General features: G+C 60.0%; 15 protein-coding genes. 4 read left to right on the top strand and 11 right to left on the bottom strand.

The window, feature by feature from the left end; translation table 11 throughout:
• The first annotated feature begins 17 nt into the window (after positions 1 to 17).
• Together trpA and N8H71_RS28405 are read left to right on the top strand one after the other, a co-directional pair.
• Entirely contained in the window at positions 18 to 830 is an 813-nt protein-coding gene (gene trpA, locus N8H71_RS28410; RefSeq protein ID WP_236197518.1) for a tryptophan synthase subunit alpha, read from the top strand.
• A 122-nt stretch (positions 831 to 952) separates the two neighbouring features.
• Positions 953 to 1396, top strand: coding sequence for an anti-virulence regulator CigR family protein (locus N8H71_RS28405; protein ID WP_007953914.1), 444 nt, complete (start codon positions 953 to 955; stop codon positions 1394 to 1396).
• Positions 1397 to 1464: 68 nt separating this feature from the next.
• On the opposite strand, the gene N8H71_RS28400 is transcribed toward N8H71_RS28405, so the two are convergent.
• The 11 genes from N8H71_RS28400 to N8H71_RS28350 all read right to left on the bottom strand — a co-directional run bounded on the left by N8H71_RS28400 (position 1465) and on the right by N8H71_RS28350 (position 11573).
• Complete coding sequence (locus N8H71_RS28400) at positions 1465 to 3426, bottom strand: DUF4105 domain-containing protein (RefSeq protein ID WP_262196501.1); 1962 nt, start codon at positions 3424 to 3426, stop codon at positions 1465 to 1467.
• On the bottom strand, positions 3423 to 3743 hold the full coding sequence (locus N8H71_RS28395; protein WP_007953910.1) for a DUF2388 domain-containing protein: 321 nt from the start codon (positions 3741 to 3743) through the stop codon (positions 3423 to 3425). Before N8H71_RS28395 ends, N8H71_RS28400 begins: the two co-directional genes overlap by 4 nt.
• 27 nt (positions 3744 to 3770) lie before the next feature.
• Complete coding sequence (locus tag N8H71_RS28390) at positions 3771 to 4079, bottom strand: DUF2388 domain-containing protein (RefSeq protein WP_262196500.1); 309 nt, start codon at positions 4077 to 4079, stop codon at positions 3771 to 3773.
• Positions 4080 to 4186: 107 nt separating this feature from the next.
• Positions 4187 to 4504, bottom strand: a complete 318-nt coding sequence (locus tag N8H71_RS28385; protein WP_007953908.1) for a DUF2388 domain-containing protein — start codon at positions 4502 to 4504, stop codon at positions 4187 to 4189.
• 133 nt (positions 4505 to 4637) lie between these two features.
• Positions 4638 to 4847: a DUF1127 domain-containing protein gene (locus N8H71_RS28380; RefSeq protein ID WP_262196499.1), complete on the bottom strand. Its 210-nt coding sequence runs from the start codon at positions 4845 to 4847 to the stop codon at positions 4638 to 4640.
• Positions 4848 to 5103: 256 nt separating this feature from the next.
• On the bottom strand, positions 5104 to 5319 hold the full coding sequence (locus tag N8H71_RS28375; RefSeq protein ID WP_007911656.1) for a DUF1127 domain-containing protein: 216 nt from the start codon (positions 5317 to 5319) through the stop codon (positions 5104 to 5106).
• Between the two features lie 321 nt (positions 5320 to 5640).
• The gene (locus tag N8H71_RS28370) at positions 5641 to 7134 is read right to left on the bottom strand and encodes an acetyl-CoA hydrolase/transferase family protein (RefSeq protein WP_262196498.1); all 1494 of its coding nucleotides are present in this window, start codon (positions 7132 to 7134) and stop codon (positions 5641 to 5643) included.
• 214 nt (positions 7135 to 7348) lie between these two features.
• Entirely contained in the window at positions 7349 to 8782 is a 1434-nt protein-coding gene (locus tag N8H71_RS28365) for an NAD(P)(+) transhydrogenase (Re/Si-specific) subunit beta (RefSeq protein WP_262196497.1), read from the bottom strand.
• On the bottom strand, positions 8782 to 9102 hold the full coding sequence (locus N8H71_RS28360) for an NAD(P) transhydrogenase subunit alpha (RefSeq protein ID WP_003220416.1): 321 nt from the start codon (positions 9100 to 9102) through the stop codon (positions 8782 to 8784). Before N8H71_RS28360 ends, N8H71_RS28365 begins: the two co-directional genes overlap by 1 nt.
• 15 nt (positions 9103 to 9117) lie before the next feature.
• Positions 9118 to 10239 (bottom strand): Re/Si-specific NAD(P)(+) transhydrogenase subunit alpha, encoded by a 1122-nt coding sequence (locus tag N8H71_RS28355; protein ID WP_011331831.1) that lies wholly within the window; start codon positions 10237 to 10239, stop codon positions 9118 to 9120.
• A gap of 434 nt (positions 10240 to 10673) precedes the next feature.
• Positions 10674 to 11573 (bottom strand): LysR family transcriptional regulator, encoded by a 900-nt coding sequence (locus N8H71_RS28350; protein WP_262196496.1) that lies wholly within the window; start codon positions 11571 to 11573, stop codon positions 10674 to 10676.
• Between the two features lie 158 nt (positions 11574 to 11731).
• On the opposite strand from N8H71_RS28350, the gene N8H71_RS28345 reads away from it, so the two are divergent.
• Positions 11732 to 12913: an acyl-CoA dehydrogenase gene (locus N8H71_RS28345; protein ID WP_262196495.1), complete on the top strand. Its 1182-nt coding sequence runs from the start codon at positions 11732 to 11734 to the stop codon at positions 12911 to 12913.
• A 13-nt stretch (positions 12914 to 12926) separates the two neighbouring features.
• Positions 12927 to 14147, top strand: a complete 1221-nt coding sequence (locus N8H71_RS28340; RefSeq protein WP_262196494.1) for a CaiB/BaiF CoA transferase family protein — start codon at positions 12927 to 12929, stop codon at positions 14145 to 14147.
• Positions 14148 to 14310 lie beyond the last annotated feature (163 nt).

The following is a 14310-nucleotide window of genomic DNA, read 5'->3' as shown; positions in this document are numbered from 1 at the left end:
AAGCAGGAGAAACACTGATGAGCCGCCTGCAAACCCGCTTTGCCGAACTCAAAGAACAGAACCGCGCAGCGCTGGTGACCTTCGTCACCGCTGGCGATCCGGACTACGACACTTCGCTGGCCATCCTCAAAGGCCTGCCGAAAGCCGGTGCCGATGTGATCGAGCTGGGCATGCCGTTCACCGACCCGATGGCCGACGGCCCGGCGATTCAGCTGGCGAACATCCGTGCCCTGGGCGCCAAGCAGAACCTGCTCAAAACCCTGCAAATGGTCCGCGAGTTCCGCAAGGACAACAGCGACACGCCGCTGGTGTTGATGGGTTACTTCAACCCGATCCACAAGTTCGGCGTCGAGCGTTTCATCGCCGAAGCCAAAGAGGCCGGCGTTGACGGTCTGATCGTGGTCGACATGCCACCGGAGCACAACTCGGAGCTGTGCGATCCGGCCCAGGCGGCGGGCATCGACTTCATCCGCCTGACTACGCCGACCACCGATGATGCGCGTCTGCCGAAAGTGTTGAACGGCAGCTCCGGCTTCGTTTATTACGTGTCGGTTGCGGGTGTAACTGGCGCCGGTGCGGCGACTCTGGAACACGTCGAGGAAGCGGTGGCGCGTCTGCGTCGTCATACCGATCTGCCGATCAGCATCGGTTTCGGTATCCGTACGCCGGAGCAGGCCGCGTCTATTGCGCGTCTGGCCGATGGTGTGGTGGTGGGCTCGGCGCTGATCGATCACATCGCCAACGCGACCACGCCGGACCAGGCCATCGACGGCGTGCTGAGCCTGTGTTCGGCGCTGTCCGAAGGCGTGCGTAAGGCTCGCGTCAGCTGAAGGTAAAGTTCCTGATACAGAGGAATTAGAGCCTCGCGGCACAGACTAATTGAGCAAGACCGAGGGATTCAGAACCACGTTCTGAATCCCTTTTTGCTGTCAGTGCAGTGAGGAAAGACCCGATGAAAATGCCGAAACGTCTGATTGCCAGTCTGGGCGTGCTGATGATCAGCGCGACGCCGCTGCTGGCCAGCGCCGATCCGCGCGACGATCACGACCACGGCGGCCCGCAGCAGGGCCACTACGACAATCGCGGTGGTGATCACCATGATTGGCAAAGCAACCATCGCGGCGGCCCGCCGCCTCGGGATTTCGGCCCGGTGCGTCAGGTGATCCGCGACAATCATGGCTACTTCGTGCGCGGTGCACCGCCACCTCCAGGCATCCATCTGGTCCGTGGCCGACCGCTGCCCCATGGCTATTACGGCGAGCGGCTGGATAACCGGGCTTTGAGTCGCCTGCCGTATTACCCGGGTTATGAATGGCGTCGTGCTGGTGGTGACATCGTGCTGATCGCGGTGGGCAGCGGGGTCGTCTACGAAGTGCTGGATGGCGTTCTGTACTGATCGTCAGGCAATAAAAAAGACCGCAGTCTTCACAGGCTGTGGTCTTTTGTTTTCAGGGTCGTTGTTTTTCAGGGCAATTCCAGTCCGCCCGACGCTTTGTGCAGTTTGCGCAGATGCTCGCCGATCTGCTTCACGTTGGCCTCGCTGGCTGCGATCTCGGCCGCTCGTTTGGGCTCCAGCAACGCGCGTACTTCTTTATCCAGATCGCCGGTCAGGGCCAGTAACTGTTTCTGGCGCTGGCTGCTTTCCGCTTCCAGTCGGCTGAATTCGCTCGGTTGCGGCAGGCCATAACCTCGGGAATCGAGCAGTTCTGCGGGTCGGCTGAGGAAGCCGCTGTTGGCGAGAATCTGCTGCAAGGTGGCGTTGGCCTTGTCCATGCCACCGTTTTCCAGCTCCCGGGCGCCGAGGTAGCGTTGCTTGACCTCATCCTGAGCCAACAGCAATTGGCGGCGGAAGCTGGCTTGCTCCAGCAACAACAACGCGGCGCTGGTGCGCAGGTCAGCCCGTTCGAACCATGGGCGACGCTCTTCCGCGGACAGCGAAAGCCATTCTTCGACGGTTGTCTGCTTGATCGGCAACTGCTTCTTCAACACGTCGAACATCGCCTGATAACGGTCACGGAACGAATCGAAGCGATAACCCAGGCGCAGCGCCTCTTTCGGATCATCGAGCACGCTGGTGTCGGCCAGGCCTCGCCCCTTGAGCACCTCCAGCAAGCCGTTGGGCATGATGCTGTCGAGGCCGGTGAGCCGGGCGTTGTTGCTGCCGCTGCGCAGCAGTTTCAGACCTTCGACCGCGCAGTTGTTGGAGAGGAAGAAGTAATTGCCGTCGTAGCTCCAGTGCATTTCGGCGGCGTGTTCGACCACGCCCTCGATTTCGCTGCGCGAGAGATTCAGCGGCACCGACGCCAGGCTGCGCAGTTCGGTCTTGGTGTATTCGTCGATCACCTGCGCCAGCGGCAGCACGAACAGTCGCGACGGGTATTTGCCGACCAGTCCATCCCAGCTCGACAGCTGCACGTCACCGACGAAGGCGCGGTATGACAGCACCAGATGCTGATCCAGATCCAGTCGGCAGTCAGGCCCGCGTGGTCGGCCCGGTGCACAGATCACCAGACGCAACATGCTGTGGCCCCAACGGCTGACCCAGTTCTGGTTGGCTTCGGCCAACAGATAATCCACCGCGTACACGCGCTCCGGATCGACCTGGCCCAGGGGCTGTTTGGCAAAGTCGTTGCCGGCATTGAGGAAAGCGAAGGTTTTGGCGCACTCATCTTTCGCGGGCGGTGCCCAGCCGAAGTGTTCCTGGTAATAGCGATACAGCGCCGGGCGACGGCAGGCGTAGCTCGGGTCGAGGAGGAAATACTCCATGTTGACCGCGACAAACTCCTTCGGGCTGGAGATTTCGTAGAGGTCGGGGCTGCGGGCGATCTGCCGGTTGTGCTGTTCCCGCTCACCCCGTCGCCCGACGTATTGCTGCCAGCCGGCGAGGTCGAGCAGGCGTGGATCATCGCTGAGGGTGAAGCGCCGACCGTTCTGGCCGCGGCACCCATCGGGAATGCCGATCAGCCCGGCGCTGTTGTTGCGTCGGGTACAGCGCTGGATCAGCGTGCGTTCGGCCGCTGGCCACAAGCGCGCGCGATCGTAAATGTGGGTGATTTCGTGCAGCACCGTGGCCAGTAGTTCCCGGCGTACGGTGCCGTGGGGGCGATTGGTTTTTTGCGTGGCCGCAGTGCCGTCGGTGAGGCTGGCGAGCAGTTTGCGGTTCAGATCCAGCTCGGAGACGAGCGTCGCCTGACCATAGGCGTTGCCGGGCATGTCGTCGGTCCAGCCGACATCGATGCGCCGGTCCAGGCGTTCGATGAAGCTCGGCGGCAATGCCTGCATGGCTTCATCGAGCAGCGCCTGGCTGGCCTGTTGTTGGGCGGGGCTCAGGCCGTCGGTCTTGAGCCGCAATTGCAGGCCGGCGTGGGCGCTGTTGCCAAGCAGCAACAACGCCCCGGCCAGTAGCCAGGTGCCGAATGACTTCACAGTGCGAGGATGGCTTCGGCGAGTACCTGATCACTGGCGTCGCGAGCTTCCGGCACGCGGGTGCGCAAGGTGTTGAAAGCGGCTTCCAGGTTTGCACCACGGATATCACCGTCGCTGGCCACGAAACTGGCAGCGTCGTCGTGGGCTTCGCGGATGATTTTTGAATCGCGAATCGACGTGGTGGTGTCGGAGGTGAAATCGATGGTGCGCTGGGAGGCGCGGACGATGATGTTACTGGTGGCTACCAGGGTGTGTGCCTGGGCCATATCGGCCAACAACAGCAGGCCAAGGGCGGCAGCAATCAGCGGGCTACGCATGGAACGACTCCGAAAAGACAGGGATGACTATTGGACGAGAATTGCCTGTGCCAGTTCAAGGTCGCTGACATGAAGTTTTGGCCGGCTCTTGCGCAGGTAATGCAGGGCGGATTCGAGCTGTGCACCGCGCATCTGGCCGTCACTGGCAACGAACGCTGCGGCATCGTCGTGCGCGGCGATGATCAGTTTACGGTCGAACGGCGCGGAAGACACCATGCCGGTGGCCCAGACGCTGACCACGGTGTTTTGTGTGGACACATCGAAGGCGTCTGCCAGAGGAATCCAGCAGGCGGTGAGCAGGATAGAGGGGATAAGCAGATTTTTAAGAAAACGCATGGGACTCGGCAGCTGTTGGCGAGTCCCAAGGCTAGCGCAATGCCCGAACTAGAGCCAGCGCCGAAACATCGGGACACGACCGGTGTGCCCCGTAATGTTCCTGTCGCTTAGATCGTCAGAATGGCCTGGGCCAGCTGTGCGTCGGTCGCGTTCAGTTGTGGAGCCTGATGACGGATGTGATCCAGTGCACTCTCCAGTTTCACGCCGCGGATTTCACCTTCGCTGGCCACAAAGCTGGCAGCGTCGTCACGGGCGGCGAGCACGATCTTGTCGTCACGGAAGGACGACGTGACGTCGGAAGTGGCATCGGAGGAGGACTTGAGCGCGCCAACCACGGCGTCGGTGGTAACGATGAAGCTGGTGGCGCTGGCGTTGGCAGCTACGGCCAGCAGGGCGGCGGCGCTGAGCAGACGAAGACGGGACATGGGAGAACTCCTGTGGATAAACCGTATTGAGAGGTGGCTCGGTGTCTGAAGGTCAGACGCCAGTCGCACAGCATTCGCCACGTTCTGCATGGATATTAGGCGCACGCGCCAAATTCGCACAGAGGGCAGAGTGCTAGCGCCAGAAGGGTTTTTCCATTTCATTCAATCGATCGGCATGGCTGAGACCGAGGTCGGCAAGATCCCGTCCATCGAGTTGAGCCAGCAGGCGCCGCGTCCTGGCGCGTTCAAGACTTTGCCAGAGCTGCTGTAGCAGACGTCGCAGCAGGTAAAGCCGAACAGGTACCGGGGTCGAAATTGCCGAAACATCCTGTAAGTCATTCATGACCGTTTCCTTTTCCAGTGGAGGCGAAAAGTCATGTTGGGCCTGAAGCAGATTCCGAAACAGATACACTGGCAGTAAATTGTACTGGTTCAATTGTGTTTTTATTAAAACTGTACCTGTCTCGCAGGAGACCCGCTGTATTGGCTTTTTTCAGGCCCTGAAACGACAAGACCCGTCGCGGTTTCCCGCGACGGGTCTTGTGTGTTCAATTCGGGTTGCTGGCGGTGGGTCTAGCGACCAGAGCCAGCGACGCTGCTTAGCGCCAGAACGGCTTGCTCAGCTCTTCGTAGCGTTGTGCTTCGCTGATACCTGCGTCAGCCAGCAGACGCGAATCCAGGCGAGCCAGTTGGTGGCGGCTGGAGATGCGGCGCTGCCACAGCATCAGGTTGGCGATAACGCGCAGAGGCAGGGAGGCCTGGGTGTTTACAGCTTTGTCTTCGAAGAACAGTTCGGAACTGAGTGTACGTTCCATGGTTGACATCCTTCCGCTTGTGGCGGGATTAGGTAGTGGTTTAACTGGTGCCCATGATCCTCTCGTTTGGCCAGACTCTCTAGATACAGTTCACCTGTATTGTGAGTGACCAGTTAACTGTTTATAGGGGGTGTACGGGTCAAAATTGCGCAAACTGTATCTGTCTGCTCTTGTTTGGTGCATTTTTCCCCAATTCGATGATTCGAGTAGGCAAAAGCCGTAGGAAAAGACCGGTACAGCAGTACAGTTTTTGGCGCATGAAGTGGTTTTCAAATTTCCGCTGGCGAAACTGTGTTTGCGCCAGCGGAAAATCTGTGCGGATTACACCGCCAGCATGCGTCCGGTTTCTTCCAGATTGATGTGCCAGCTCAAGGCGTCACGCAGGATGTGCGGGGTGTGACCGCCAATGGCGCAGGCTTTGTCGAAGTAGTCGTTCAGCGCCTGGCGGAAATCCGGATGCACACAGTTATCGATGATCACTCGGGCGCGTTCCCGTGGTGCGAGGCCGCGCAGGTCGGCCAGGCCCACCTCGGTCACCAGGATGTCGACGTCATGCTCGGTATGGTCGACGTGGCTGACCATCGGCACCACGCTGGAAATCGCGCCACCCTTGGCGATCGACTTGGTCACGAACACCGCCAGGTGTGCGTTGCGCGCGAAGTCGCCCGAGCCGCCGATGCCGTTCATCATCCGCGTGCCGCAGACGTGGGTGGAGTTGACGTTGCCATAGATGTCGAACTCAAGGGCCGTGTTGATGCCGATGATGCCCAGGCGCCGCACCACTTCCGGGTGGTTGGAGATCTCCTGCGGACGCAGCACAAGCTTGTCCTTGTACTTCTCCAGGTTGCCGAACACGTCGCTGTTGCGCCGCTCCGACAGGGTGATCGAGCTGCCCGAGGCGAAGCTCAGCTTGCCGGCGTCAATCAGATCGAAGGTCGAATCCTGCAGCACTTCGGAGTACATGGTCAGGTCTTCGAACGGCGAATCGATCAGCCCGCACATCACAGCGTTGGCGATGTTGCCGATCCCGGCCTGCAACGGGCCGAGCTTGTTGGTTATGCGTCCGGCATCGACTTCCTGCTTGAGGAAGGTGATCAGGTGATCGGCGATGGCTTTGGTGTCGACATCCGGCGACGACACGGTGGACGGCGAATCCGGCTGCTGAGTGATAACGATGGCGACGATCTTCTCCGGCGGAATCGGGATCGCGGTGCTGCCGATGCGATCATCGACCTTTACCAGCGGAATTGGCGTGCGGGTCGGGCGATAGGTCGGGATATAGATGTCGTGCAGACCTTCGAGGTTGGCGTTGTGTGCCAGGTTGATCTCGACGATCACGTGTTTGGCGAAGATCGCGAAGCTCGCCGAGTTACCCACTGAAGTGGTCGGCACGATGTGGCCCTGTTCGGTGATGGCCACGGCTTCGATCACGGCGATGTCCGGCAGCTTCAGTTGCTGGTTGCGCAGTTGCTCGACGGTTTCCGACAGGTGCTGGTCGATGAACATCACTTCGCCGGCGTTGATTGCCTTGCGCAGGGTGCTGTCGACCTGGAAAGGCATGCGCCGCGACAGCACGCCGGCTTCGGTCAGTTGCTTGTCGAGGTCGTTGCCCAGGCTGGCGCCGGTCATCAGGCTGATCTTCAGCGGCGTGACCTTGGCTCGCTCGGCCAGCGCATGGGGCACGGCCTTGGCTTCGCCGGCGCGGGTGAAGCCGCTCATGCCGACGGTCATGCCGTCCTCAATCAGCGCAGCGGCGTCGGCGGCGCTCATCACTTTATCCAACAACGAAGGCAGGCGAATACGGTCACGGTACATGGATTATTTTCTCGGGCAGCGAGTAGCAGGATGCGCAGTCTAGTGAATTTCGCGAGCGCCTGTCCCGCTACCAAGGTCGCAAACGAGGCGTCTATTTAGCGGGTTTCAAGTAAAACACCGTTACCGGATCTGCAACAACGCGGCAAATTGTCCGACGGTTTGCGCAAACAAAAACGCCCCGACAAGTCGGGGCGTCCGGTGTTGCCGGCGAGGGTTACTCGACCGCTTTGACCATGTCTTCGATGACTTTCTTCGCGTCGCCGAACACCATCATGGTCTTGTCCAGGTAGAACAGTTCGTTGTCCAGACCGGCATAGCCGCTGGCCATCGAGCGCTTGTTGACGATGATGGTCTTGGCCTTGAACGCTTCGAGGATCGGCATGCCGGCAATCGGCGATTTCGGATCGTTCTTGGCGGCCGGGTTGACCACGTCGTTGGCGCCGAGCACCAGCACCACGTCGGCCTGGCCGAACTCGGAGTTGATGTCTTCCATCTCGAACACTTGGTCGTACGGCACTTCGGCTTCGGCCAGCAGTACGTTCATGTGCCCAGGCATCCGACCGGCCACCGGGTGGATCGCGTACTTCACGGTCACGCCGTGATGAGTCAGCTTCTCGGTCAGCTCTTTCAGGGCGTGCTGTGCACGGGCCACCGCCAGACCGTAACCCGGAACGATGATCACGGTGTCGGCGTTGGTCAGCAGGAAAGTCGCGTCGTCAGCCGAACCGGATTTCACCGGACGGGCTTCCTTCTCACCGGCAGGGCCGGCGTCTGCTGTATTGCCGAAACCGCCGAGCAATACATTAAAGAAGGAACGGTTCATCGCCTTGCACATGATGTACGAGAGGATCGCACCGCTCGAACCCACCAGGGAGCCTGCAATGATCAGCATCGAGTTGTTCAGCGAAAAGCCGATACCCGCTGCTGCCCAGCCGGAATAGCTGTTGAGCATCGACACCACCACCGGCATGTCGGCGCCACCGATCGGGATGATGATCAGCACGCCCATGACAAATGCCAGGGCCAGCATCAGTGCGAACGCGGCGAGGTTGCCGGTCAGCATGAAAGTGACGCCGAGGATCAGCGTCGCCAGACCCAGTATCGCGTTCAGCTTGTGCTGACCGCTGAACTGTACCGGTGCGCCCTGGAACAGACGGAACTTGTACTTGCCCGACAGCTTGCCGAAGGCGATCACCGAACCGGAGAAGGTGATTGCACCGATGGCTGCGCCAAGGAACAGCTCCAGACGGTTACCCGCCGGGATCGAGTCGCCCAGTTGCTTGACGATGCCCAGCGACTGCGGCTCGACCACGGCAGCAATGGCGATGAACACCGCTGCCAGGCCGATCATGCTGTGCATGAACGCAACCAGTTCCGGCATCTTGGTCATTTCAACGCGCTTGGCCATGATCGAACCGGCGGTGCCGCCGATCAGCAGGCCGACGATCACATAGCCAATGCCGGCGGTGGCCAGCTCGGCGCCCAGCTTATAGATGAGGCCGACGGTGGTTAGAATTGCCAGCGCCATGCCGAGCATGCCGAACAGGTTGCCGCGGCGCGACGTGGTCGGGTGCGACAGGCCCTTGAGGGCCTGGATGAAGCAGATCGACGCGATCAGGTAGAGCGTCGTGACGAGGTTCATGCTCATTACTTAGGCGCCTCTTCTTTTGCTTTCGGGGCTTTCTTCTTGAACATCTCAAGCATGCGGCGGGTCACCAGGAAGCCACCGAACACGTTGACCGCGGCCAGTGCCACGGCGAGGGTGCCCATGGTCTTGCCCAGCGGGGTGACGGTCAGGGCGGCGGCGAGCATGGCGCCGACGATCACGATCGCCGAAATGGCGTTGGTCACCGCCATCAAAGGCGTGTGCAGCGCGGGTGTAACGTTCCAGACCACGTGGTAACCGACATAAATCGCCAGCACGAAGATGATCAGGTTGTAGATACCGGGGGAGATAAGCTCTTCCATCGTCTGAATCCCTGCTTAGGCGTTTTTGCGGATGACTTGGCCGTCGCGGCACATCAGGCACGCGGCGACGATGTCGTCTTCGAGGTTCACTTCGAACTGGCCTTCTTTGGTGAAGACCAGCTTCAGGAAGTCCAGCAGGTTGCGTGCGTACAGCGCCGAGGCGTCTGCGGCGACTTCACCGGCGAGGTTGGTCGGGCCGACGATGGTCACGCCGTTCTCGATCACGACCTGATCGGCCACGGTCAGCGGGCAGTTGCCACCCTGAGCGGCCGCGAGGTCGATGACCACCGAGCCGGGTTTCATCTGCGCGACGGTGTCCGCGCTCAGCAGCGTCGGTGCCTTGCGGCCCGGGATCAGTGCGGTGGTGATGACGATGTCAGCCTGCTTGGCGCGCTCGTGCACGGCCTGGGCCTGACGCTGCATCCAGCTCGCCGGCATCGGACGCGCGTAACCGCCGACGCCGACCGCGCATTCGCGTTCTTCATCGGTCTCGTAAGGCACGTCGACGAACTTGGCGCCGAGGGATTCGATCTGTTCCTTCACGGCCGGACGTACGTCGGACGCTTCGATGACGGCACCCAGACGTTTCGCCGTGGCAATCGCCTGCAACCCGGCCACACCAGCACCCAGAATCAGCACGCGCGCCGCTTTCACGGTGCCCGCAGCGGTCATCAGCATCGGCATGAAGCGCGGATAGTAGTGAGCGGCCAGCAGCACCGCCTTATAGCCGGCAATGTTCGCCTGGGACGACAGCACGTCGAGGCTCTGGGCCCGGGAGGTACGTGGCGCCGCTTCAAGGGCGAACGCGGTAATCCCGCACTCGGCCATCTTCGCGATGGTGTCATTGTTGAAAGGGTTGAGCATGCCCACCAGCACCGTTCCGCGCTTGATCAGCGTCAGTTCGGCATCGCTTGGCGCGACCACTTTGAGAATCAGCTCGGCGCCAAACGCGTCATTGGCACTGCCAATGGTTGCGCCTGCCGCTTCATAGGCACTGTCGACAACGCTGGCTTTAACGCCGGCGCCGGTTTGCACAGTGACCTTATGACCTTGGCTGATCAGCTTTTTAATGGTTTCCGGGGTTGCAGCAACCCGTGTTTCACCGGTCTGGGTTTCGAGAGGAACACCAATGTGCACGTCAAATCTCCTGCGTGATCTTATTGAGTAAACCCATGCACTACGGATGGTGCGACTGGGGCGGCCGATCAGCACGATCCCGCCAAATCAGGGCGGGGCGCGGCATTTTGCAGGCGAAGTTTATGCCCTTCAAGGGATTATGACGGGTGACGGAAAATTAACTACAAGTCATCCCGTGACCGAATGTCGCAGATGGCCAGTTGAATCCCTTGCAGGCCGTGCCTTTCAAGGAGTCTGGATGAATTTGAAGAATTTTCTCATCGGTGACGTGAATAGGTCGCAATGAGTCGCGAATGAGGGCTCAAAGCCACGTCGGCAGGCGCTTGTGGGACGTCTGTACGACTTTCGGATACAGTCTGTCTATTTGCGACAAATAGTTATATCTGTAGGGCTTTGATTTTCCTGACTACGGGGTTAGTAATCGCTGAAACCCTCTAGCCTTCTAGGTTGTAGCTGTGTGCCTGGTTCACCAGCCAGTCGCGAAAAGCCTTGAGTGACGCCGATTCGACCTTTCGCTCCGGAATCATCAGGTAATACGCTTTGATGCTGGAGAACGCGTTCGGGTTGGCGATCACCAGGCGTTTCTCGGCCAGTTCACGCTGAATGAGGAATGGTGGGATCAGCGCGATGCCCATGTCGTGCATGGCCGCTTGGGCCAGCATAGAGAATAGCTCGTAGCGCGGACCTGTCATGTCGCGGGGGATATTCAGGTGCTGCGAGTTGAACCACTGTCGCCAAGCGTAGGGGCGGGTGGTTTGCTGGAGTAGAGGCAGATCGGCGATCTCTTCGGGTGTGAGACTGTTCTTGCTGCCAAGTAGGGTGGGGCTGCACACCGGCATCGGATTCTCGCCCATCAGTCTGTGGGATTCGGTACCGGACCAGTCGGCATCGCCAAAGTAGATGGCGGCATCGAAGTCGGTGTCGGCGAACAGGAACGGGCGGGTGCGGTTGGTCAGGTTGACCGTCACTTCCGGGTGCTTGAGCTGGAAGTCCTTCAATCTTGGCAGCAGCCATTGCGTGCCGAAGGTGGGCACCACGGCGAGTTCGATCACGTTGGTACCTTGCTGGCCCATCACTGACAGGGTGTCGCGTTCTACGGCATCGAGTTGGGTGGCGACCCGACGGCTGTAGGAAAGGCCCGCTTCTGTCAGCTTCACTCCGCGACGCGAGCGTCGGAAGAGTTCGACGCTGAGGAAGTCTTCAAGGCTGGCGATCTGTCGGCAAATGGCGCCCTGGGTGAGGGAAAGTTCTTCGGCGGCCTTGGTAAAGCTCTCGTGGCGGGCGGCAGCCTCGAAGCTGATCAGGGCGGTGGTGCTGGGTATCTTGCGGCGCATGTACGTCAACCTCACTAATACATCGCTTATTCGGCATTTCGCGACGTTTCGGAGTGAGAAATTAGCACAACAGGATGCGAAATCCTCGTTTGCCGGGAGGGCGAAGCGGGCCTAGGATCAATGCCACGTTAATTCACCCGATTTGCGAGGACTCACTCATGGGCGGTAAAGCTAGCTTCAACTGGATCGATCCACTGCTGCTGGATCAACAGCTGACTGAAGAAGAACGCATGATCCGCGACACTGCCGAGCAATTCGCCCAGCAGAGCCTCGCGCCACGCGTTCTGGAAGCCTTCCGCCATGAGAAGACCGATCCGGCAATCTTCCGTGAAATGGGTGAGGTCGGCCTGTTGGGCGCGACCATCCCCGAACAGTACGGTGGCAGCGGCCTCAACTACGTCAGCTACGGTTTGATTGCTCGTGAAGTCGAGCGCGTCGACTCTGGCTACCGTTCGATGATGAGCGTGCAATCTTCGCTGGTGATGGTGCCGATCAACGAATTCGGTACTGAAGCACAGAAGCAGAAGTACCTGCCGAAACTGGCTTCCGGCGAGTGGGTCGGCTGCTTCGGTCTGACCGAGCCGAACCACGGTTCCGACCCGGGTGCGATGATTACTCGTGCACGCAAAGTCGACGGCGGCTACAGCCTGACCGGTGCCAAGATGTGGATCACCAACAGCCCGATCGCCGATGTGTTCGTCGTCTGGGCCAAGGACGATGCGGGCGACATCCGTGGTTTCGTTCTGGAGAAGGGCTGGAAAGGTCTGAGCGCTCCGGCGATTCATGGCAAGGTCGGCCTGCGGGCTTCGATCACCGGCGAAATCGTCATGGACAACGTGTTCGTGCCGGAAGAGAACATCTTCCCGGACGTGCGTGGTCTGAAAGGTCCGTTCACCTGCCTCAACTCTGCGCGTTATGGCATCTCCTGGGGTGCGCTGGGCGCGGCCGAGTTCTGCTGGCACACCGCTCGCCAGTACACCCTCGATCGTCAGCAGTTCGGTCGTCCGCTGGCTGCCACTCAGTTGATCCAGAAGAAGCTGGCTGACATGCAGACCGAGATCACCCTGGCGCTGCAAGGCTGCCTGCGTCTGGGCCGTATGAAGGACGAAGGCACTGCTGCGGTTGAAATCACTTCGATCATGAAGCGTAACTCCTGCGGCAAGTCTCTTGAGATCGCCCGCATGGCGCGTGACATGCTGGGTGGCAACGGGATTTCCGATGAATTCGGTGTGGCCCGTCACCTGGTCAACCTGGAAGTGGTGAATACCTATGAAGGTACCCACGACGTTCACGCGCTGATCCTCGGTCGTGCACAGACCGGCTTGCAGGCGTTCTATTAACAGGAGAGCGACCATGGGCGCGCTGTCGCATCTGCGGGTACTGGATTTATCGCGAGTGCTGGCCGGCCCGTGGGCTGGTCAGATCCTGGCCGATCTTGGGGCGGAAGTTATTAAGGTCGAGCGCCCGGGCAATGGTGATGACACCCGTGCCTGGGGGCCGCCCTTCCTGAAAGACGCTTATGGCGAGAACACCAGCGAGGCGGCCTATTACCTGTCGGCCAACCGCAACAAGCAATCGGTGACGATCGACTTCACGCGTCCCGAAGGTCAGAAGCTTGTGCGGGATCTGGCGGCCAAGTCGGACATCCTGATCGAAAACTTCAAGGTGGGTGGCCTGGCGGCTTATGGCCTGGATTACGAGTCGCTGAAGGCGATCAATCCGGATCTGATCTATTGCTCGATCACCGGTTTCGGTCAGACCGGACCTTATGCCAAGCGTGCGGGTTATGACTTCATGATTCAGGGGCTTGGTGGGTTGATGAGCCTGACCGGGCGACCTGAGGGTGATGAGGGGGCCGGACCAGTGAAGGTGGGTGTGGCGCTGACCGATATTCTGACGGGCCTGTACTCGACCGTGGCGATCCTGGCAGCGCTGGCTCATCGTGATCACGATGGTGGTGGGCAGCACATCGATATGGCACTGCTGGATGTGCAGGTGGCATGCCTGGCCAATCAGGCGATGAACTACCTGACGACGGGCACTGCGCCAAAGCGGCTGGGAAATGCGCATCCGAATATCGTGCCGTATCAGGATTTTCCTACGGCTGATGGCGACTTCATTCTCACGGTGGGCAATGACGGGCAGTTCCGCAAATTTGCCGAATTGGCGGGGCAGCCGCAGTGGGCGGACGATCCGCGTTTCTCTACTAATAAGCTGCGAGTGGCGAATCGGGCTGTGCTGATTCCGCTGATCCGTCAGGCGACGGTTTTCAAGACTACTGCCGAGTGGGTGGCTCGGCTGGAGCAGGCGGGTGTGCCGTGTGGGCCGATCAATGATCTGTCGCAGGTGTTCGAGGATCCGCAGGTGAAATCTCGCGGGTTGGCGATTGAGCTGCCTCACGCGCTGGCGGGGATGGTGCCGCAGGTGGCCAGTCCGATTCGGCTGTCGCGGACGCCTGTCGAGTATCGCCATGCGCCTCCTTTGTTGGGTGAGCATACCTTGGACGTTTTGCAGCGGGTGCTGGGTCTGGGGGCGGGTGCAGTGGCTGCTATGAAGGAAGATGGAGTGCTCTGAGGCTTCTCTCTATATAGAAGGGGTGCGGGATCCTTCATCTATATAGAGGGAATTGGATGTTTTTTGGCCTGTCTGCAAGTTATTGAAAGAAAAGCGAAATTAGGGGTTGACGGCAGATCCTGAGTCTCTATAATTCGCCCCACTTCCGGCGCAGTCGAAACGG

This window comes from Pseudomonas koreensis (assembly GCF_025447595.1).
GTDB classification, from domain to species: domain Bacteria; phylum Pseudomonadota; class Gammaproteobacteria; order Pseudomonadales; family Pseudomonadaceae; genus Aquipseudomonas; species Aquipseudomonas koreensis_H.
The sequence above is the reverse complement of the archived record's forward strand: the minus strand, read 5'-3'. Positions and strand labels throughout refer to the sequence as shown.